This is a genomic window from Rhodoflexus sp., assembly GCF_053489755.1.
In genome coordinates this window covers 18,103-37,888 of the sequence record NZ_JBRCHD010000036.1, presented here as the reverse complement: position 1 = coordinate 37,888, position 19,786 = coordinate 18,103, and the positions used below count along the sequence as shown (strand labels likewise).

Genomic DNA, 19,786 nt, shown 5'->3' with positions numbered 1-19,786 from the left:
CAAAAACAGTGGAACAAGTTATTCGCATCGGTACACGTGCCAGCCGTTTAGCCCTGTGGCAGGCAGAATATGTTGCCCAACGACTGCAAAATGAAGGATTTGGAGTGGAGATAGTCCCAATAGAAACTGCTGGAGACAAGATATTGCATAAAACTATTTCAAAAATTGGTGGTAAGGGAATTTTTACCGAAGAATTGGAGCAGCAATTACACAGCGGCGAAATAGATATCGCCGTACACAGCGCTAAAGACTTGCCTTCCTCTTTGCCTGAGGCACTGGAAATTATTGCTTATACCGAGCGCGAACAAGTACACGACGTACTGGTGAGCTACAATAAGTATTTTACTTTAGACGAAAGCCAGAAAATTGTTTTGGGTACTTCCTCTACGCGCCGCGTGGCAATGATTAAGCAATACATGCCCAAGATGAAAACTGTGGACGTGCGCGGCAATCTGCAAACCCGTATGCGCAAAATGGAGGAAGGGATTTGCGATGCCTTGGTGCTCGCTTATGCGGGTGTAGCGCGGATGGGCTACGAAGAGTACATCGTCATGCACCTGTCCGTTGATACTTTCACACCTGCCGTAGGACAAGGCAGTATTGCCATCGAGGCAGCAGTCCACATGGATGAAACCCTGACAAAGCGCATCCGAAAGGCTGTTAACCATGAACCTACCGAGTTGCGTCTGCGTGCGGAGCGGGCTTTCCTGCGCACCCTGCAAGGAGGCTGTAGCATACCAAGTTTTGCGCTGGCAGATTTTACAGAGAATAACGAGTTGAAAATTTGCGGTGGTATCATTAGCCTGAACGGCCGCGAGATGGTGCGTGCAGAGCAGACCGGATCTCTCTCAGCACCCGAAGAGCTGGGTTATCAGCTGGCAAACGAGGTTTTGCAACAGGGTGGCGATAAAATCCTCTACGAAATAAAAAAGCAGCACGCATAAATTTTTTTCTCTGAGTATTTGCAATTCTATTTAGACAACGTAAATTTGTGGCATAATTACGGATTGACTGATGGTGTAATTGGCAACACAGCAGATTTTGGTTCTGTTATTCCTGGTTCGAGTCCAGGTCGGTCAACAAAGAGCTAATCCCGATGAAAATCGGGATTTTCTCATTTTAACAGATACATTATTTCCAAGCGGTTATGCCCGTCAAGATTTTCTCAGGTAGCGGCTCATTAGAACTTGCTGTTAAAATTGCCCACTCATATGGCACCCCCTTAGGCGCATTAGAGCGTAAGCGTTTTAGCGACGGCGAACTTTCGGTTGCCTTTGAAGAGTCTATCCGCGGCGAGCATGTATTCCTGATCCAATCTACCATGCCGCCCGCCGAGAATCTGATGGAGCTTTTGCTCATGATTGATGCGGCGCGCAGGGCTTCTGCCAAATATGTAACCGTTGTTATTCCGTATTTTGGCTATGCCCGCCAAGATAGAAAAGATCGTCCGCGTGTGAGCATCGCTGCCAAGTTAGTTGCTAATTTGCTCTCAGCAGCCGGCGCAAGTCGCATCATCACCTCTGATCTGCACGCAGGACAGATTCAAGGCTTCTTCGATATTCCTTTAGATCACTTGAGTGCCATCTCGATCTTTGTTCCCTATATCCGCGATCTGGTAAAAATACATCAGCTCAATCCGATCTTTGCCTCGCCTGATATGGGAGGAGTGGCCCGCGCACGTGCTTTTGCCGGCTATTTCAATGCGGACATGGTTATTTGCGACAAGCAGCGCAAGCGCGCCAACGAAGTTGCAGCCATGCAGGTAATCGGCGAACCTGAAGGAATGGACATATTTCTGATTGACGATATGGTAGATACGGCAGGCACACTCTGCAAAGCGGCTGAAGTTTTGAAAGATAAGGGCGCAAAGTCTGTCAGAGCTGTATGCTCTCATGCCATCCTTTCGGGTAAAGCGCTCAGCAACATCGAAAACTCACCACTGGAAGAACTGGTTGTTACAGACACACTGCCGCCGCGTGTTGAAAGCCACCCGAAAATTACTTATCTGTCGGTTGCCGATCTTTTTGCCAAAGCAATCCGCAAAATCAACGATCAGGAATCTATCAGCACATTATTCATCTGATTATATCTTCCATTTTTAATTCACATTATTACATGAAAACGCTTGAGATTATAGGGTTTCAAAGAGCAAATCTCGGAAAAAGGAACGCAAAAGACCTTCGCAACGAAGCGCTTGTTCCTTGCGTGTTGTACGGCGCAGGTCGCCAAGTACACTTTGCAGTGCCTATGATTTTGTTCCGTCCGTTAGTTTACACCTCTGAGGTGAGCATGGTCGAACTTAATATTGAGGGTGATATTTACAAGGCCATCTTACAGGACATCCAATTCCATCCTGTTAATGAAATGATTATGCACGCCGACTTCTTAGAGTTACAGGACGATAAGCCTGTAAAAATGAATATCCCTGTACGCCTGAGAGGTACTGCCGTTGGTGTACAAAAAGGTGGTAAGTTGGTAGTAAAACAGTCAAAAGTACGTATTCAGGCACTGCCTGCTAACATGCCCGACTTTGTGGAACTGGATGTTACTAACATGGATCTCGGAAAGTCTGTTCGCGTTCGCGATATTCCTACCAATAATTTTGAGATTCTGACCAGCGGTCAGGTAACAGTTGCCAGCATCACTATTCCACGTGCGCTGCGCAGCAAAATGTAATAGCAATTATTCTGATTACGCTTTTTTGTAAACTGCCGGATTTTTTGGGATTCGGCAGTTTTTTGTGTTGTTGCGTCAGGTAAATCCTATTCGGAATTGACATTATGCAATAAATCAACTAACTATGCAAACAAGAACTAGCATCGAACAATCTGCCTCATTCACGGGAGGCATAGAGCTATTTAGCTGATTAAAATTCGCTACATTGATTTGCCCTTTTGATCACTTGTAACATTAGTTAAAAAAATCCTCATCTGTCGACGTGAATAAGCGCTATATTATTCAGTTTGCTATTTTTGTTGTCGGCTTTATATTCATAGGAAAGCTATTCTTTTTGCAGGTCATCGATCAGGCTTACAAATTAGAAGCAGACAACAACGCTGTGCAGCGTGTAGTTCGCCATGCCGTAAGAGGCATCATTACCGACAGATACGGTAAACTAATAGTATCCAATACGCCTGTATTTGATATTTACATGATCCCTAAAGATTTTACCTTGCGCGATACGGCTCGTTTCTGCGAACTTTTCGATATGAGCAAGGAAGAACTTATTGATAAATACACCAAAGCACGCCAATATTCCCGCCACAAGCCTTCATTGTTTCTGAAAGACATCAAAATGGATCATTTTGCCAAAATCAGAGACAGAATGGATGAGTTCACCGGCTTATTTGAGGAAGCCCGCACTGTTCGGGAATATCCTCATCGAAGCATGGCTAATGCCTTAGGTTATGTAAGAGAAGTGGATAAAAAGATCCTTGAGCAAGACAAGGAAGGCTACTACCGCCCGGGCGACCAAATTGGACGATCGGGCATAGAGGCGAGCTACGAGCGAGTGCTGCGCGGCAAGCGCGGTGTTACGTACAACTATGTGGACGTAAGGCGCGTAGTAAAAGGCTCCTACCGCGAAGGCGCTTTTGATACCCTCCCCGAAAACGGCAAAACCCTTATTTCATCAGTAGATTTGGAGTTGCAGCAATACGGCGAGTTGCTGATGCAGAATAAGGTTGGCAGTATCGTGGCTATTGAGCCTGCTACAGGTGAAATTCTGGCGATGATTTCCGCCCCTTCCTACGATCCTAACAAGCTCACAGGTTCGGGCAAAGAAGTATCGCAAAACTATGCTATGCTTGTCAACGACGTGCATAAGCCGCTCTACAACCGCACGCTGATGGCACCCTATCCGCCCGGATCTATTTTCAAACTGATTCAGGCGCTGATTGGCTTGCAGGAGGGCGTAATAGATACAGTCAATACGCGGATTCCCTGTGTGCAGGACATTGTCAAATGCCACGCACACCCCAGCCCGCTAGATGTAAAAGGGTCTATACAGCACTCTTGCAATCCTTTTTATCACCGCGTATTCCACCGCATTATTATTCAGGAAAAATCGCGCAGCTATGTAGAAGATACGCGCATCGGACTGAATAAATGGGTGGAATATCAACATAAATTTGGACTGGGCAAGCCGCTGGGTTCGGATCTGCCCAATGAAAAATCGGGTTTGATACCTACTGTGGCTTACTACGACAAGAAATATCGTGGCCATCCATGGAAATTTGGCAACATCTACTCGCTCAGTATCGGACAGGGTGAGATAGGCGTATTGCCAATTCAGATGGCAAATATTGCTGCTATTATGGCAAACAGAGGCTACTACTACACCCCACACATCATCAAAGGCATCGGCGAGCCGGGTAATATTGATCCAAGATTTCTGATCAAAAATGAAACAGGTATCAAGCGTGAATATTACGAGTATATTGTAGATGGCATGGAGCGAGTAGTGCGGGCCGGTACGGCGCGACGCGCTTTTATCCCCGATTTGCCGATTTGTGGCAAGACAGGAACAGCGCAAAATCCGCACGGCGATGATCACTCGGTATTTATCGGCTTTGCACCGAAGCATAACCCGAAAATTGCCATTGCGGTTTATGTAGAAAATGCAGGTTTTGGAGGTACATGGGCCGCGCCGATTGCCAGCCTGATGATGGAAAAATTTATCCGTCGCAACACTACTAGAAAGCATTTGGAAGAGGAAATTATCCGTAAAGATTTCATCACTCCGCGTTTGAAAAAATCAGCCGAAAAGTCAGTAATTAAAATCGCTACTGCACCTGTACAACCACAGCCTGAACAAAAAATGCCTGATGCAGAATCGCTTCCCTTGCGAACTGTGGCATTACCCTTGCGCAGCGATAATCAATGAAAAAGTTCTATCTGATCGTAGCAACTGCTGTATGTATTGTCTCTGCAATTCACTTGCGGGCGCAAACGCCTCAATTTACGCAATTCTATCATGCACCAATGGCGATGAATCCTGCCTTTACGGGTACTGCTGAACAGTACAGGCTGGGTTTGCTGCATCGGCAGCAGTGGTTGGGTGCGGCTTTGCGCCTTGCTACTACCTATGCCGCCTTCGATGCCAACCTACCGACTATCAGCAGCGGCGCAGGGGTTTTCCTGACGCATGATGTAGCAGCCGATGGATTGTTGCAGCAAACCGCCCTACAGGGGGCATATAGTTTTCAATTGCGACTTGGGAACAATTCCGTACTTCGTTTGGGGTTGAATGCAGGATTATCTAATCGAAGCACAGGGATGGCTAATCTGCGCTTTACCAGCCAGGTGCGTCCTGATGAGCCGGATGTTTTTGAGGCTTTGGGTAGCGATAGCCGCTTCTTTGCAGATTTCGGGACAGGTGCTTTGTTTTACAGCCAAAAATTTTGGGCGGGGGTATCTGTTCTGCACCTCAACCAACCCGATATTTCATTTCTGACCGGGGAGACCGCCACTTTGCCGCGTCTATATGCGGCACATGCAGGCGGTAAGTTTCCGATTTCAACTTCCGGCAGTGGCGATGTGTACCTGATGCCTGCCCTACTGTTCAAACAGCAAGGTATTGCGCGGCAGTTAGATGCAGGTTTGCGATTAGCCTTCGAACGCTCACCGATTCAGTTTGGGATACAGTATCGCGGCATACCATTGCTGCAGTCTTTCGGGCTGCCTCGTCAGGATGCCGTTTCGGGGATTATCGGTATTTTCCGCAACAACTGGCAGGTGGCTTACAGCTACGATCTGCCGATCAGTCCCGTTAATCAGGTAACGAGTGGTTCGCACGAAATCGGTATTGTTTACACTTGGGCAACGCGCAATTTCCGCCGCCAGATTAATGTAGGCTGCCCTGTTTTCTAAGGTTTTTTGATGCGATCGGGGTTATTGGCAACAAAAGATGCCCAGTTTTTGGCTTTGCCTCGACTTGGGGTCTGTTGCTGGTAGGCATGACAAACTGCTACGGCAAGTGCGTCAGTTGCATCTAAAAGTTCGGGAATTTCTCCGATCTCCAACTGATTTTGCAGCATAGCCGCTACCTGTTCTTTTGAGGCGCTGCCGTTGCCTGTTACAGCCTGTTTGACCTTTTTGGGTGCATATTCAACGATCGGGATGCCTTTGGAAAGCGCTACGGCCATTGCTACACCTTGCGCCCGCCCCAGTTTGAGCATGGACTGGATATTTTTTCCGTAGAAAGGAGCTTCCAGTGCCATTTCATCAGGCATGTACTGCTCGACTAACTGGCTGATGCGTTCCCAAATCTTTTGCAGCCTTTGCGCGTGGTTGTCGTATTTGCTCAGGTGGATAACGCCCATTTGCAATGCTTCCAACTTGCGCCCCCTCATCTGTACAACACCATAGCCCATAACGACTGTACCGGGGTCTAATCCTATAATGATGCGTTCCGATTGATTCATAGCGATTAGGATTGGGCTGCTTTTATGTAATTTTGGCAAAGATAAACAGAATCTAAAGCGAATTGAGTGTATGCAAAAACTGATGGCATGGCTAATAATTGCCGTTTTAACGATTGCCTGTGAACAGCCTTCGCAGGGGCAGGAACAAACTGTAACGGCTGAGATCCCCCCCGACAAGGACGTACTGTTTAAGATTAGCACGCCTTTTGGCGATATGCACGCTATTGTGTACGAAGAAACAAAGCAGCATCGCGATAATTTTATCAAACTTGTGGGTGAAAAGTATTACGATGGCTTGCTTTTTCACCGCTGCATCAAAGATTTTATGATTCAGGGTGGCGATCCACAGTCTAAAGGTGCAGCGCCGGGAGCTGTGCTGGGCAACAACGGCCCCGGTTATTTTCTGCCTGCAGAGTTTATGGCAGAGAAATATTTCCACGAAAAAGGAGCTATTTGCGCAGCCCGCAAAGGCGATCAGGTCAATCCCGAGAAACAATCCGATGGTAGCCAGTTTTATATTGTACAGGGCAAAATCTACAGCGAACAGGAACTGCGCGACATACGAACCGACTTATACAAACTCTACGAACTCTTTCAGCAACTGCTCACTAAGCCTGAATATGCTTCGTTGACGGCTCAACTGAACGACATGCAGCAGCGCGGTGACAACGAAGGCATCCAGCGCCTGATTTTGCAGTACAAAGAAACCTGCGAAAAGGAGTTTGGCGTAAACTTATCCAAGCCGCTAACTGAAGAGCAGATAAAAAAATATACTACTGTTGGCGGGGCGCCATTTTTGGATGGTGAATACACTGTTTTCGGTAAAATATTAGATGGCTTTGAGGTTTTAGATCAAATAGCGGCACAGCCCGGTGATCGCTTCAATCGCCCGAACATAGATATACCAATGCAAATATCATCTGAGATTTTACCTAAGGCAGAAATCACAAAACGATTTGGTTATCAATACCCTGCTACCTTGAAAAAATAGTAGTCGCTTGGAACTCTCTACCGAATTAATCGAAGCATTTAAACAAGCCATTAAAAGGCGTGATGATGAGTATCTCATAGGGATAACCAAAGATTTGTACCCTGCAGATATCAGCACTATTTTAGACCAGTTAGACGGACCTGACAGCAAGTATGTACTCCAACTGCTACCGCCAAACATCGGTGCGGCTATCCTTAGCGATTTGGAAACAGATATCCGGACGAATTTCCTGAAACTGTTTAGCGCCGAAGAAATCGCTACCATTGTAGATTACATGGACTCCGATGATGCAGTTGATTTACTCAATGAGCAGCCGGTACGTACAAGAGAAGAAGTAATAGCGCTGTTGAGCCAAGAGCAAAGCAACTATATCAAAGACCTGCTCCACTATGAGCCGGACTGTGCCGGTGGTCTGATGGCAACGGAGATGATCAAAGCCAACATCAACTGGACAGTACAACGCTGCATCGAGGAAATTAGGAGGCAGGCAGAAAATGTAGAAAAGATTTACTCAGTTTATGTTGTGGACGACGACGATATTCTCATCGGCAGGTTGCCGCTTAAAAAGATCGTCATTGCCAAAGACGATGAACAGATCAAAAATCTGGTGATTGAGGATGTCGTTTCGGTAGAGACCTATCGCAGCGGGGAAGAAGTCGCTGCACTGATGCAGAAATACGATCTGGAGGCTATTCCCGTTGTTAATGTGCGTGGCAAATTGCTGGGGCGCATTACTATTGACGACATCGTAGATCTCATTGTTGAGCAAGCCGACAAGGATTTACAGGCGGTTTCCGGTATTTCGGAAGATATCGAAGAAGACGATTCGATCTGGAAACTGACCCGCGCACGCCTACCATGGCTGCTGATTGGTATGCTGGGCGGTATTTTGGGTGCGCGATTTATCGGTATCTTCGAGCGGGATCTATCGCTTATTCCTGCTATGGCATTTTTTATTCCGCTAATCACAGCAACAGGCGGAAACGTAGGCATTCAGTCTTCTACGATTGTTGTGCAAAGCCTCGCAGAAGATAGCCTACACGTCGGATCTATCTGGCAGCGACTATGGAAAGTAATGCTGGTGGCGCTGCTGAACGGATTGATAATCTCAGGGGTAGTGTTTGGATTTAACATTTTGATTTTTCATAAGCCGGTGTTGGCATTCGTGGTGTCCGTTGCCCTGTTTAGTGTCGTGATCCTTGCCTCGCTCATGGGAACGATTACGCCGCTTTTGCTCAATCGTCTCGGTATTAATCCTGCGCTGGCTTCCGGTCCTTTTATCACGACCGCTAATGACCTGTTAGGACTGGCTGTATATTTCTTAGTGGCGCGGATGGTCTATTCCTTTTTCCCAATATGAGGGCTACCTATGCTGGAAACTTTGCAACAATTGGATAGAGAACTGTTCCTGTGGCTGAATGCGCAGCATCATCCTGCAATAGACAGCATCATGATTTTTTTTACAGAAACTTTCGTTTGGACGCCTCTATATCTACTGATTGCAGGTTTTATCATCAGAAAATACCAAAAGGCTGCGTGGCGCTATCTGTTGTTGATAGGTTTGATTATCTTATGCAGCGATCAATTTGCCTCAGGCTTAATGAAGCCACTGTTTGAGCGCCTGCGTCCCTGTCATGAGCCGCTTTTGCAAGGTTTAGTCTTTGTGCCTGTTGGTTGCGGCGGGCAGTTTGGCTTTATTTCCTCTCATGCTGCCAATACCTTTGCTTTGGCAACGTTTATTTGGCTTTTATTTCCTTTGTGCCCATATAAAAAGTGGCTGCGTAGTGGTTTTTTTCTTTGGGCTGCTATCGTAAGTTATAGCCGGATTTATGTAGGGGTACATTATCCGGCTGATGTGTTGTTTGGGGCCTTGGCAGGCGTGCTAATTGCCCTTTTGCTGTGGCATACAGCCTTGCAACTGCGATTGATTCCAGTGATTGCTATTTCTTAGGAGGAAGGTCAAATGCTTTGGCATCGTGGTCGAAATAACCGCGATGTGAACCATCGCAGAAAGGCTTGTTTTGCGACAGTCCGCACCGGCAGATAGACACCACCGTACGTCCGCCCAGTCCGTAAACATTTCCTTGTGCATCTACAATTTCAAAATCGCCTTCTACTTTCAGCGAGCCATTACTGTTAACGGTAAGTTTTACTGCTGCCATATGTTTTTAGGATTGGTTGATAGGCAAAGTTCTGTAAATAAAAGAAGAGTGAAAAATCCCAAAGGAACTTTTCACTCTTCTTTACATGTCAGTTGATTGCTGAACTACTCGCTGTCTTCGTCAGCATCCACAGGAACTGATGGTGCATCAATTTCGCGCTTCTGATTTTCTTCATCTTTCAGTTTGGTGTCGTCTTTGTCTTTTTTGCGCTCCATCAGTGCTTCTTCAATGGCTTTGCCGAAAGTAGAAGTGATGAGCGAAATAGACTTAAACGCATCATCATTGCCCGGGATGGGGAAATCTACCTGATTGGGATCAGAGTTAGTATCCACAATTGCAAAAATAGGAATGTTGAGTTTTTGCGCTTCTTTAACAGCAATGTGTTCACGCTTGATGTCCACTACGAACAGCGCAGCCGGAAGACGAGCCTGATCGGCAATACCACCCAAAATTCTTTGCAGTTTATCGCGCTCGCGGGCAATCATCAGGCGCTCGCGCTTAGCCATGTTGTTATAGTTGACTTCGTCTTTGATTAACTTTTCAATACTTGAAAGTTTTTTTAACGACTTGCGGATTGTGGCAAAGTTTGTCAGCATACCACCCAGCCAACGCTCGGTAACATAAGGCATTTTCAAACGGCGTGCTTCTTCAGCTACTACCTCTTTTGCCTGCTTTTTAGTTGCTACAAACATTACTTTGCGACCTGAGCGAACAATTTTCTTGACAGCTTCGCAGGCTGTATCCAGCGCTGCGAGCGTTTTATTCAGGTCAATAATATGGATTCCATTGCGCTCCATGAAGATATAAGGCGCCATTTTAGGATTCCATTTGCGGGTCAAGTGTCCAAAATGCACACCTGCATCCAAAAGGTCTTTATATTCTAGATTAGACATAAATTACCGTTCTTGAGAATGTGAAAAGTGATAACCAACGAATAGATTTGATTAGCGCTTGCTGAACTGGAATCTTCTGCGCGCCTTCCTGCGTCCGTATTTCTTGCGCTCTACCATGCGAGGGTCGCGGGTGAGGAGGCCTTCTTTCTTTAAAGCCGGCCTGTTCTCTTCACTTGTTTCGCAGAGTGCGCGAGCGATAGCTAGACGAACAGCTTCTGCTTGACCTTTCAGACCACCCCCTGTTACGTTTACTTTGATGTCGTAAGCGTTCAGTGCATTGACTGTATTCAATGGCTGATTTACGATGATCTGCAAAATCTCAGAAGGAAAATAGTCCTTCAGTTCACGTTGGTTAACGGTAATTTTACCTGAACCGGCTGAAACGTAAATGCGTGCCACAGCCGTTTTTCTTCTGCCGATAGTGTTGATTACTTCCATTAGAGCTTGATTTCTTTAGGTTGTTGGGCTGCGTGAGGATGTTCGTTGCCTGCATATACATACAGATTGGTGAAAAGACGGCGACCTAAACGATTTTTAGGAAGCATACCGCGAACAGCCATTTCAACCAACTTGGTGGGTGATTTGGCATGAACTGCGCGAGGAGAAGTAATGCGCTGGCCACCAGGATAGCCAGTGTGAGAGATAATCTCCTTGTCAGTCCATTTTTTGCCGGTCAACCTGACCTTATCGGCATTGATGACAATTACATTATCTCCACAGTCCACATTTGGGGTGAAGCAAGGCTTATGCTTGCCGCGAATGATGCGAGCAACCTCACTTGCAAGGCGACCCAGGACCGCAGACTGGGCATCAATAACAACCCAATCTTTAGTAACAGAAGCTCTGTTTACCGAGATAGTCTTATAGCTTAAGGCATCCATTTTATTTGAATGGTTTTTTTAAAGAGCGCAAATTTAACTAACCAATTCACAACCAGCAAATTTTTATTAATGTAAATCTTGAAAATATTACCGCTTTTCAGAAAACTGCGCACTACTGATTAGAAGCCTGTTTTATCGGATATGCTTCTATTTTTTATTAATTTCAACAAAAACATTACATGATTGCTGCCGGCTTTAGGTATAGTATTCATCCATAGATTTAGTATTAATGTGCAATTTTTCATAACTTTAAGCGTAATTAGATCGGAGATGTGAAAACATTTCGATTTGTATGTGCGTAAAAATCTCTGAAACTGATTGCCGACAGATTTTAGCCGATGTGCAAAGTGGCATTAGTGCTTATTAGTTCATAGAGTTACTTTCAAATTAATACAAAGCACTGCTTGTAAATCTGAAAAATGCAAGAAAAGTATTAAAAACCTATTTGTGCAAAGTTTTATTAAACTAAGAATTTCCGATGAAGTACACCACGACTCTATTTTTTGTACTGATGACATCTTTGTCTGCATGGTGCAGAGTAGATCCTCATGGAGCGCTTGGTAAAAACGATACGCTGGGGCTTCTGGTTGCCAAACAGATCAAGGCGGCAAAAGTAGCCATTCGCGGCGCTTACAACCCGCATCGCCACCAGACCAATCCGGCAAGCAGCCACTATGGGGAGTGTATGGAGGTGCGGATAGAAAATAACACAGACAGTACCCTATGTTTGATATTGCCTTGCGGAACGATGTTGTTATCTCTCGATAGCAGCACACAGAATATGCTAGTTTCCGAAACACGATATTTCATGCTTGCACCTCGTCAGAAAAAGTACGAACGCATCAATGCGATGTGTGGCGAATTGAATAAAAATGCCCCGGATGTATATGTAAGTTATGAGGTAGGCAAACTCGCACCTGAGCCTCTTTTACGACTCGCACACACGATCGAGGCTAATAGCGCACAGAATAAAGCAGGTCAGTATGCTGTTTGGGCAGTTACAGACAAGGCTACCAAAAATGAACTCGGCGAAGACTATGAACTGCTCCAAGCAAGTCAGAAGTTGCTCACAATGGCAGGTATTTCTTTTAATATTATGGGTAAGCCCGAGTCGGCAGTTGCTATGGCCCCGTCCGGAAATAAGGTACAGGCAACTAATCCTGTAAGCATGACGACGATGGACAAAGAAGAAACGTTAGCCACATCAACACTTAACAACACAGACGGCGATAATGTAGTTGAATTGCCTATTACAGAAAAGGAAGCAACTGTTGCTTTTTCCAGTGAAACCAATCAAGAGCAGACTGAAATTTACCAAGCACCGCCGAGCGATCGTTCCGAACTGCTTGTCTATCTGATTGGAGCTGCAATGCTTGGCTTGGGCATGTATATGCTCAATAAGAAAACAATACGTCGCAATGCCTGATAGGGTAAAAAGGCTAATTTTTTTGCTGAATAGATTCCAGCAGCCTTACTGCACTTTCACCTAAATGAGTTTGCAGAGATTTTTTATAGGCAGTGCTGTTGCGATAATTCATGCCGCGTTCGGCAAAAAACTCTTCCAGCAGTGGTTGCCAGTCCGAATTCATAGGCATGATGATGCCAAATTCTTCCCCTACGTAGTCGCCTACCGGATGGCGTTTGATGGGCAAATTATCGCGAAGAGCATCGTTGTAGTACACAAAATCAATATGTGTAAAACCCTTAGGATCGCGAGCAACGGCGCGTAGTGCTTCCAAACTCGATTCCATGTACTTGATTTGCATTTCAGGCATGTACTGTTTCTTCATTGCTTCCAAACGAGCGGCATTCGTAGTATTTTTGGCCGTATAAGCTGTCATGCCCTTAAAATCTTTTGACATCAGCTCCATTCTGCGCAAGGTAGGTACCGAATTGTGCGAAAGTAACAAATTAGCATTGCTCATAAAGGCCGGTGAGAAGCGCACTTCTTTTTTACGAGCGTCTGTAATGGTAACACTGCCGATGCCAAACGTACCGTTGGGGCTATTTTTGGTGGCTTCGTAAAATTTACTAAATCCATCATAGCCGCGATATTCTACTTTCAGTTGCACACCTTTCTTAGTTTTGACGTACTGCACAAAGTTTTCAATTAGATCTACGCAAATTCCTTTGGGAGCTTCTTTGAGTGTGGCGCTGTATGAAAACATAGGCGACTGAAAATAGTTGACCACAATCGTAGCCTTTTTACTTTTTTGGGCTTCAGCCCAGCTGACAGCAGTAGAACTTTGAGCGGTTAATGGCTGTACGAACGTACAACAAAGCGAGAGAAATAATAAAAGTGCTTTCATACCTTTTAGCAGTTAGAAAAAGACAACACAGAGGGAGGTCGTAAGTTAATAGACCTTAGCTGCACAATTAGTGCAAAAAATATGCTGGAAAACCTTTTCAATCAGGAATCTGTTTTACTTTAGCTAAAGTATGGACGCTGATACATAATTTATTACCTAAAATTATTTTGATATGCGATTTTACGCAAAAACCTTGCTTACTTTTTTAGTTGCTCTTGTTATTGGTAACAGTCTTAACGCTCAAGATAGATTTACGGTTAGCGGCTACATCCGCGACAGCAAAACAGGCGAAACACTCATTGGGGTAAATATTGCGATCAAAGGAACAACGACCGGTACTACTACCAATCCTTATGGATTTTACTCCCTTACGCTACCCAGAGGGACTTACGATATTGTTTACAGTTTTATTGGTTACCAGTCAATTACTAAGACAATTGACCTAACAGCTAACCGAAAAGAGGATGTAGAACTTACAGAGGACAATATTGAGTTGCAGGAGGTTGTTGTTACTGCAGAAGCAGCCGATCGGGCTGTCAAAAGCATGGAAATGAGCGTAAATAAGCTGGATATCAAAACGATTCAGCGCATTCCGGCATTTCTGGGCGAGGTAGATATTATCCGCAGCATTCAGTTATTGCCCGGTGTAAGTACAGTTGGCGAGGGTGCGACGGGCTTCAACGTGCGCGGCGGCAGTATAGACCAGAACTTAGTGCTCATAGACGAAGCGCCTGTATATAATTCTGCACATTTGTTTGGCTTCTTTTCCGTGTTCAATCCCGATGCGGTGAAAGATGTAAAACTGATCAAAGGCGGTATTCCTTCGCCTTATGGCGGGCGATTGTCCTCCATTTTGGATGTGCGCACAAAGGAGGGTAACAATAAGCAGTTTGCCATGCAAGGCGGTATTGGCGCTATTTTCAGCCGGTTGACCATTGAAGCGCCAATTGTGAAAGACAAGGCTTCGTTTATCTTGGCCGGTCGTCGCTCATATATTGATGTGCTTGCTAAGCCGTTTTTGAACAACGACCTGCGCGATAGTCGTTTTTATTTTTACGATATGACTGCCAAAGTTAACTGGAAAGCCAACGACCGTAATAATTTTTACCTTTCGGGTTATTTCGGGCGCGATGTATTCGGTAGCGGCTTTGACTTCAACTGGGGCAATGCTACAACGACTTTCCGCTGGAATCACCTGTATTCCGACCGCTTGTTTATGAACCTGACAGCTTTTTACAGCAACTACGACTACCTGATCGGTTTTCGCGATTCGGGTGTGCAAGGCTCACGCTTTGACTGGCGCTCCAATATCATCAATTACAGTGTAAAGCCCGATCTGACCTATTACCTGAATGTAAATAATACGCTGAAGTTTGGTTGGCAGACAATTTTGTATGATTTCCGTCCCGGAAATGCAGTGATCACCAGCGCGGATCTGACGAGCGATATTAGTTTGGACAGCAAGTATGCGCTTGAATCGGCAGCCTATTTTGACAACGAGCAGAAAATCAGCGACCGATTGACCATTCAATACGGTTTCCGTTACTCTATGTTCAATTATATGGGGCGCGGCGAGGCTTTTACTTTCGGCGAAGCGCCACCCAACACGCGTCGCCTACCGATAGAAACCCGCACATTCGGGCAGTTTGAAACCATTCAGCAGTACGGCAACTTTGAGCCGCGTTTTTCCCTGAATCTGGGGCTTTCTCCGACCAGTTCGCTGAAAGCCAGCTATAATCGTATGGCGCAGTACATCCACTTGGTTTCCAATACAGCAGCTTCTACGCCCTTAGACGTTTGGACTCCCAGCACGAACAATATCCGCCCACAATTAGCCGACCAAGTAGCGCTGGGCTATTTCCGCAATTTCAAAGACAATATGTTTGAAACTTCGGTAGAGGTGTATTACAAGTCCATGCAAAACCAGTTGGATTATATTGACAATGCCGATTTGCTGCTGAACAGGTTCATTGAAGGCGATTTGGTGCAAGGTATCGGCAGGGCTTATGGCGCTGAATTTTATGTACGCAAAACTAAAGGGCAACTGACAGGTTGGATTAGCTATACACTTGCCAATTCGGAGCGCAAAGTAGAAGGCATTAATAGTAATGAGTGGTTTCCGAACCGATTTGACCGCCGCCACAATGGCAATATTTCAGTGGCGTATGATAAAAATAAGTACTGGCAGTTTGCTGCTAACTTTGTTTTCCAGACAGGCACGCCTGTTACTTTCCCGACCGGGCGCTACGAGGTGCAGGGGTTGATTATTCCGCACAACGTGGACAACAGCCGCAATAACGTGCGCATTGCTCCTTACCACCGATTGGATTTGTCGGTGACTAAATACAACAAAAAGAAAAAACCCGAACAGCGTTGGGAAAGCTATTGGGTTTTTTCTGTGTATAATGCCTATAACCGCCGCAATCCTTTTGCGATTTACTTCCAGCAAAATCCAAATACTCCGGTGAATACCGAAGCGATTCGCTTTTCGGTAGTAGGATCGTTTGTGCCTGCGATTGCTTATAACTTTAAGTACTGATACGGCAAGTTGTTACAACAATTCTTTGATACGCAAAATAGTGCTGCGCCCAAGCAACAGTTTAGCAAATAATATCAGTTGTTCTATATTGACTCCTAAAAGTCTGATGGCCTGCAGCATGTAGCGGATACTTGCCCAATAGCTGCGGTCTAAATAGCTATGGATGGCACAAAAACGGTAGGTATTGCCCCAAAGTATCGCTTGTTCCCGTTTTGTAAGGCTCATTTGGGTTAAAACAAATTTCGTTGCTGCGATGCGCCCATTGATGACATGGCTGTGATTAGTCATTGAGCGGCTGTTATGCACGACGACTACGTTTGTAACTTCATCTATCAACAGCAAAGGACGGCGGCGATAGTTTAGCAAATGAAAAATCCAGTCTTCACAAAAATTGAATTGCGGCGGAAAAAGTTGAATATCAGGACATTCTTTTTTTACGCATACAAAAATTCCCACAGGATTGCCGCTCAGGAACAGTCGGTAGTCATACAAGCCGCCAGATAATCGGTTGATTTCATCTGCTGTGATTCCTTCTTCGGTTTGCAGCACAAATTTGGTTGCCAGAAAGCAAACATCAGGATACGCTTCAATTGCGCGGGCGAGTGTTTCCAAGTGGTGCGGCTTCATCAAATCATCTGAATCGTGGAACAACACATAGCTGCCTCTGGCTAATGCAAAGCCGGTATTGCGGGCAATAGAGCGTTCTTCATTTGTCTTCCGATGGTAGCGAATGCGCGTATCTTTTGCACACCATTGCTCCATCAGTTGCGGGGTTTCGTCGGTGCTTCCGTCGTCTATCAGCAGCAATTCAAAATCCGCATAAGTTTGCGCAAGGACAGTTTCCAGCACTTGCGGCAAAAACGCTGCGCGGTTATAGGAAGGAATTACAATGGAAAAAAATGGGGTTTCGGCAGACATTTTTACAGAATCCCTCATTTGATTCTCCGAAGGATTTCTGTTACTCGCTCTGCGCTGATGCCGACCTGTGTGGCAATTTCAGCAACGCTTTTGCCGCTTTTGGATAAGCCAATCACTTCCAGCACTAACTCGATGCCTTCTTCTCTGCCTTCTTCTCTGCCCTGTGCAATACCTTCTGCCTTGCCCTCTTCCCGTGCGGTATCCAGAGAGTTTTTCAAATCTCTGTATGATTTCAGACTTTCTTCATAGGCTTCTGCCTCTTTAGAACTGAATCGCGCGATTTCTGCCAACTCAAACAGTTTGAGAAATATCTCCTCGCGCAATTCGTCGGGCACTCTGTTCAGCTTATTCAGGTTCCGAAGCACGTACATCCACTTGTCGAATCGTGATGTCAGTGATGTTAAGGGCTTATTGAACTTAGGCATTTCCAAGTAGATGAAAGTGAGCTTGTCATAGAACACTTTGCAGGTTTCAATGTCGGTTAGCTTTACATCATACCGATATTTATCTTTTTCTGCCTTGTCTTCATCAAACACAAAATCCAGAATAGCTACTGTATAAACTGCGTTGAGTTCAAAGTTCCAGTCCGAACCGCGCTGCGCCTGCTCCCGTATCGGGAAAGTTGAATAATAAACCGTTCGGTCTTTGAAAAACTTCTGCTTGGTCTTTTGCAGTTCTACGATGAATTTTTCGCCGCGCTCATTTTCGCAGTATAAATCAAATATCGCTCGCCTGTCTTCTTCGCTGCTGCCTAGTCGGTCAGATTTGAGGTAGGTTAGGCTTGTGATTCTGCCCTGTTCCTGTTGCAAAAGTTCATTGAGAAAATCAAGTAGCAACTCTTTGCTCGGCTCTTCGCCAAAAAGTCGCTTGAAGCCATAATCAGTAAAAGGGTTGATGTATTTTTCTACGAAGTCCATTGTTTTTCAAGCGCAAGGTAGTTTTTGAATGACTTTATGAAAGCTACTGCACAGATTTGCGTATGTTTGACCAACCAACGAACGCAGAACAAAGTTTCAAAATTATTGTAAGATATGCTACGAGTCTATTGCCTGATTGCCCTGTTTTGCTTGGCGAATGCAGCGGTTGCGCAGCGCATTTACAGCCGTGCCGATACGCTTCGCGGAACGCTGCTGCCCGAACGCGCCTGCTACGATGTAATTTACTACGACCTAAACCTGAAAGTAAAGCCCGACGAAAAGTTCATTGCCGGCTACAATGCTATTACGTTCCGCGCCGCGCAGGATTTTAGCGTTATGCAAGTGGACTTAGCCGCTAACATGGTGATTGACCGTATTTTATTTGAAGAATATCAGATGCGTTTTCGCCGTGAAGGCGACGCCGTATTTATCAACATGAACAAAATTATTCCGAAAGGCAGCATCGGAACGGTAAAAATCTACTATCAGGGGCAGCCGCGTGTAGCGCCTAATCCGCCTTGGGATGGTGGCTTTTCGTGGGCAAAAGACAAACAGAACCGCCCTTGGATTGGGGTGAGCTGTCAGGGGCTGGGGGCAAGCGTTTGGTGGCCCTGCAAAGATCATCCCGCCGACGAGCCGGATAGTATGCGCATCTATTGCGAAGTGCCCGAACCGTTGATGTGCGTCGCCAATGGCAATCTCTCGGGCGTGGTGAGCGCGCCCGGCGGCTACAAAGGCTACGATTGGCGCGTCAGCTATCCGATCAACAACTACAATGTAACGCTCAATATTGCGCATTATGCGCACCTAGAAGATGAATATACCGCTGCTGATGGCGACAAACTGGCGGTGGACTACTATATTTTGGACTACAACAAGGAAAAAGCGCGAAAGCATTTTGAGCAGGTAAAACCAATGCTCGCCTGTTTTGAAAAACGCTTTGGCAAATACCCTTTCTGGCGCGATGGTTTTGCATTGGTGGAAACGCCTTATTGGGGCATGGAGCATCAGAGTGCGGTAGCCTACGGCAATAATTACCAAAACAACGAATTTGATTTTGACTTTATCATCATCCATGAAAGCGCGCACGAATATTTCGGCAACAGCCTGACCATGAAGGATAATGCCGAATTATGGATTCACGAGTCGTTTACGACCTATGCCGAAGTGTTGTATCTGGAATGCCTGACGGGAAGCACCGACAAAACGATTGAGTACCTCAAAAAACAGCGGCTACGCATCCGCAACTTAGATCCGATGGTGGGGCAGTTTGGCGTGAACTACAACCAGTGGCGCGATTCGGATATTTACTTCAAAGGAACTTGGATGCTGCACTCTATTCGCCACACGATTGCCAACGATACGCTTTGGTACAATACGATTTACGATTTTGCACAGCGATTCCGCATACAGAACCTTTCTACCGAGCAAGTAATTGATTTTTTTAATAAACGAACGCGCAAAAATCTGACGCCAATTTTTAAACAATATTTATTCCATACGCAAGTGCCGGAGTTAGCGTACCAATGGGAGCAAAAAGGCAAAAGAACAAGCCTGAGCTATCGCTGGGTTGCGGCAGAAAAAGACTTTAACATGCCTGTTTGGGTACAAATCAACAAAAAAACAGGCTGGGTGAAAATATCCCCTACTGCACAGTGGCAAACCCTGACCGACAAAAAGAACAAGCAGCCCGACCTGCAATTCAATACAGACCTGATGTATTTCAAGCCGAAGGAAGTAAATAAGTAAAT

19 protein-coding genes and 1 tRNA gene are annotated in these 19,786 nt (G+C 45.6%); 12 read left to right on the top strand and 8 right to left on the bottom strand.

Annotated features, from left to right (window positions below; translation table 11 throughout):
• Positions 1–8 precede the first annotated feature (8 nt).
• From hemC to ACWIP2_RS07930, 6 genes are all read left to right on the top strand, one after another.
• Positions 9–944, top strand: a complete 936-nt coding sequence (gene hemC, locus ACWIP2_RS07955; RefSeq protein ID WP_448519387.1) for a hydroxymethylbilane synthase — start codon at positions 9–11, stop codon at positions 942–944.
• Positions 945–1,008: 64 nt separating this feature from the next.
• Positions 1,009–1,080: transfer RNA gene (locus ACWIP2_RS07950), tRNA-Gln, on the top strand.
• A 67-nt stretch (positions 1,081–1,147) separates the two neighbouring features.
• The gene (locus ACWIP2_RS07945; protein ID WP_448519386.1) at positions 1,148–2,083 is read left to right on the top strand and encodes a ribose-phosphate pyrophosphokinase; all 936 of its coding nucleotides are present in this window, start codon (positions 1,148–1,150) and stop codon (positions 2,081–2,083) included.
• Between the two features lie 32 nt (positions 2,084–2,115).
• Positions 2,116–2,676 (top strand): 50S ribosomal protein L25/general stress protein Ctc, encoded by a 561-nt coding sequence (locus ACWIP2_RS07940; protein WP_448519385.1) that lies wholly within the window; start codon positions 2,116–2,118, stop codon positions 2,674–2,676.
• Between the two features lie 262 nt (positions 2,677–2,938).
• Entirely contained in the window at positions 2,939–4,885 is a 1,947-nt protein-coding gene (mrdA, locus tag ACWIP2_RS07935; RefSeq protein ID WP_448519384.1) for a penicillin-binding protein 2, read from the top strand.
• Complete coding sequence (locus ACWIP2_RS07930) at positions 4,882–5,871, top strand: PorP/SprF family type IX secretion system membrane protein (protein ID WP_448519383.1); 990 nt, start codon at positions 4,882–4,884, stop codon at positions 5,869–5,871. Before mrdA ends, ACWIP2_RS07930 begins: the two co-directional genes overlap by 4 nt.
• Here the strand turns inward: ACWIP2_RS07930 and ruvC are convergent.
• Positions 5,868–6,425 (bottom strand): crossover junction endodeoxyribonuclease RuvC, encoded by a 558-nt coding sequence (gene ruvC, locus ACWIP2_RS07925; RefSeq protein WP_448519382.1) that lies wholly within the window; start codon positions 6,423–6,425, stop codon positions 5,868–5,870. The genes ACWIP2_RS07930 and ruvC overlap by 4 nt on opposite strands.
• Positions 6,426–6,495: 70 nt before the next feature.
• Between ruvC and ACWIP2_RS07920 the strand changes: the two genes are divergently transcribed.
• Genes ACWIP2_RS07920 through ACWIP2_RS07910 form a run of 3 tightly spaced genes read left to right on the top strand, consistent with a single transcriptional unit; the run spans position 6,496 to position 9,367 of the window.
• Positions 6,496–7,416 carry a peptidylprolyl isomerase gene (locus ACWIP2_RS07920; protein WP_448519381.1) on the top strand — a complete coding sequence of 307 codons (921 nt, stop codon included), beginning with the start codon at positions 6,496–6,498 and terminating at the stop codon, positions 7,414–7,416.
• A 7-nt stretch (positions 7,417–7,423) separates the two neighbouring features.
• Entirely contained in the window at positions 7,424–8,776 is a 1,353-nt protein-coding gene (gene mgtE / locus ACWIP2_RS07915) for a magnesium transporter (RefSeq protein ID WP_448519380.1), read from the top strand.
• Between the two features lie 9 nt (positions 8,777–8,785).
• On the top strand, positions 8,786–9,367 hold the full coding sequence (locus tag ACWIP2_RS07910) for a phosphatase PAP2 family protein (RefSeq protein WP_448519379.1): 582 nt from the start codon (positions 8,786–8,788) through the stop codon (positions 9,365–9,367).
• On the opposite strand, the gene ACWIP2_RS07905 is transcribed toward ACWIP2_RS07910, so the two are convergent.
• The 4 genes from ACWIP2_RS07905 to rplM form a co-directional block, all read right to left on the bottom strand.
• Complete coding sequence (locus ACWIP2_RS07905) at positions 9,357–9,578, bottom strand: CDGSH iron-sulfur domain-containing protein (RefSeq protein WP_448519378.1); 222 nt, start codon at positions 9,576–9,578, stop codon at positions 9,357–9,359. The two genes, ACWIP2_RS07910 and ACWIP2_RS07905, sit on opposite strands and share 11 nt — an antisense overlap.
• Before the next feature lie 104 nt (positions 9,579–9,682).
• A complete protein-coding gene (rpsB, locus tag ACWIP2_RS07900; RefSeq protein ID WP_448519377.1) occupies positions 9,683–10,471 on the bottom strand; it encodes a 30S ribosomal protein S2 in 789 nt (262 codons plus the stop codon).
• A 51-nt stretch (positions 10,472–10,522) separates the two neighbouring features.
• On the bottom strand, positions 10,523–10,909 hold the full coding sequence (rpsI, locus tag ACWIP2_RS07895; RefSeq protein WP_448519376.1) for a 30S ribosomal protein S9: 387 nt from the start codon (positions 10,907–10,909) through the stop codon (positions 10,523–10,525).
• A complete protein-coding gene (gene rplM, locus ACWIP2_RS07890) occupies positions 10,909–11,352 on the bottom strand; it encodes a 50S ribosomal protein L13 (protein ID WP_448519375.1) in 444 nt (147 codons plus the stop codon). Before rplM ends, rpsI begins: the two co-directional genes overlap by 1 nt.
• Positions 11,353–11,863: 511 nt before the next feature.
• On the opposite strand from rplM, the gene ACWIP2_RS07885 reads away from it, so the two are divergent.
• On the top strand, positions 11,864–12,778 hold the full coding sequence (locus tag ACWIP2_RS07885; RefSeq protein WP_448519374.1) for a hypothetical protein: 915 nt from the start codon (positions 11,864–11,866) through the stop codon (positions 12,776–12,778).
• 13 nt (positions 12,779–12,791) lie between these two features.
• Here ACWIP2_RS07885 and ACWIP2_RS07880 read toward each other — a convergent pair whose 3' ends face one another.
• Positions 12,792–13,661, bottom strand: coding sequence for a substrate-binding periplasmic protein (locus tag ACWIP2_RS07880; protein ID WP_448519373.1), 870 nt, complete (start codon positions 13,659–13,661; stop codon positions 12,792–12,794).
• 172 nt (positions 13,662–13,833) lie between these two features.
• Here ACWIP2_RS07880 and ACWIP2_RS07875 point away from each other — a divergent pair, with 172 nt between their 5' ends.
• Entirely contained in the window at positions 13,834–16,200 is a 2,367-nt protein-coding gene (locus tag ACWIP2_RS07875) for a TonB-dependent receptor (RefSeq protein ID WP_448519372.1), read from the top strand.
• Positions 16,201–16,212: 12 nt separating this feature from the next.
• Here ACWIP2_RS07875 and ACWIP2_RS07870 read toward each other — a convergent pair whose 3' ends face one another.
• Both ACWIP2_RS07870 and ACWIP2_RS07865 read right to left on the bottom strand, forming a co-directional pair.
• Positions 16,213–17,136, bottom strand: a complete 924-nt coding sequence (locus ACWIP2_RS07870) for a glycosyltransferase family 2 protein (RefSeq protein ID WP_448519371.1) — start codon at positions 17,134–17,136, stop codon at positions 16,213–16,215.
• Entirely contained in the window at positions 17,133–18,035 is a 903-nt protein-coding gene (locus tag ACWIP2_RS07865; protein ID WP_448519370.1) for an Rpn family recombination-promoting nuclease/putative transposase, read from the bottom strand. The genes ACWIP2_RS07870 and ACWIP2_RS07865 overlap by 4 nt, the downstream gene beginning before the upstream one ends.
• 114 nt (positions 18,036–18,149) lie before the next feature.
• Here ACWIP2_RS07865 and ACWIP2_RS07860 point away from each other — a divergent pair, with 114 nt between their 5' ends.
• Positions 18,150–19,784 (top strand): M1 family metallopeptidase, encoded by a 1,635-nt coding sequence (locus ACWIP2_RS07860; protein ID WP_448519369.1) that lies wholly within the window; start codon positions 18,150–18,152, stop codon positions 19,782–19,784.
• The last annotated feature ends 2 nt before the right edge of the window (positions 19,785–19,786 follow it).

Bases quoted from the DNA above. Each gene is read 5' to 3' on its own strand.
- ACWIP2_RS07945 (WP_448519386.1), top strand. From the start codon at position 1,148: ATGCCCGTCAAGATTTTCTCAGGTAGCGGCTCATTAGAACTTGCTGTT.
- ACWIP2_RS07940 (WP_448519385.1), top strand. From the start codon at position 2,116: ATGAAAACGCTTGAGATTATAGGGTTTCAAAGAGCAAATCTCGGAAAA.
- ACWIP2_RS07930 (WP_448519383.1), top strand. From the start codon at position 4,882: ATGAAAAAGTTCTATCTGATCGTAGCAACTGCTGTATGTATTGTCTCT.
- ruvC (WP_448519382.1), bottom strand. From the start codon at position 6,425: ATGAATCAATCGGAACGCATCATTATAGGATTAGACCCCGGTACAGTC.
- ACWIP2_RS07920 (WP_448519381.1), top strand. From the start codon at position 6,496: ATGCAAAAACTGATGGCATGGCTAATAATTGCCGTTTTAACGATTGCC.
- ACWIP2_RS07910 (WP_448519379.1), top strand. From the start codon at position 8,786: ATGCTGGAAACTTTGCAACAATTGGATAGAGAACTGTTCCTGTGGCTG.
- ACWIP2_RS07905 (WP_448519378.1), bottom strand. From the start codon at position 9,578: ATGGCAGCAGTAAAACTTACCGTTAACAGTAATGGCTCGCTGAAAGTA.
- rpsB (WP_448519377.1), bottom strand. From the start codon at position 10,471: ATGTCTAATCTAGAATATAAAGACCTTTTGGATGCAGGTGTGCATTTT.
- rpsI (WP_448519376.1), bottom strand. From the start codon at position 10,909: ATGGAAGTAATCAACACTATCGGCAGAAGAAAAACGGCTGTGGCACGC.
- rplM (WP_448519375.1), bottom strand. From the start codon at position 11,352: ATGGATGCCTTAAGCTATAAGACTATCTCGGTAAACAGAGCTTCTGTT.
- ACWIP2_RS07885 (WP_448519374.1), top strand. From the start codon at position 11,864: ATGACATCTTTGTCTGCATGGTGCAGAGTAGATCCTCATGGAGCGCTT.
- ACWIP2_RS07880 (WP_448519373.1), bottom strand. From the start codon at position 13,661: ATGAAAGCACTTTTATTATTTCTCTCGCTTTGTTGTACGTTCGTACAG.
- ACWIP2_RS07875 (WP_448519372.1), top strand. From the start codon at position 13,834: ATGCGATTTTACGCAAAAACCTTGCTTACTTTTTTAGTTGCTCTTGTT.
- ACWIP2_RS07870 (WP_448519371.1), bottom strand. From the start codon at position 17,136: ATGAGGGATTCTGTAAAAATGTCTGCCGAAACCCCATTTTTTTCCATT.
- ACWIP2_RS07865 (WP_448519370.1), bottom strand. From the start codon at position 18,035: ATGGACTTCGTAGAAAAATACATCAACCCTTTTACTGATTATGGCTTC.
- ACWIP2_RS07860 (WP_448519369.1), top strand. From the start codon at position 18,150: ATGCTACGAGTCTATTGCCTGATTGCCCTGTTTTGCTTGGCGAATGCA.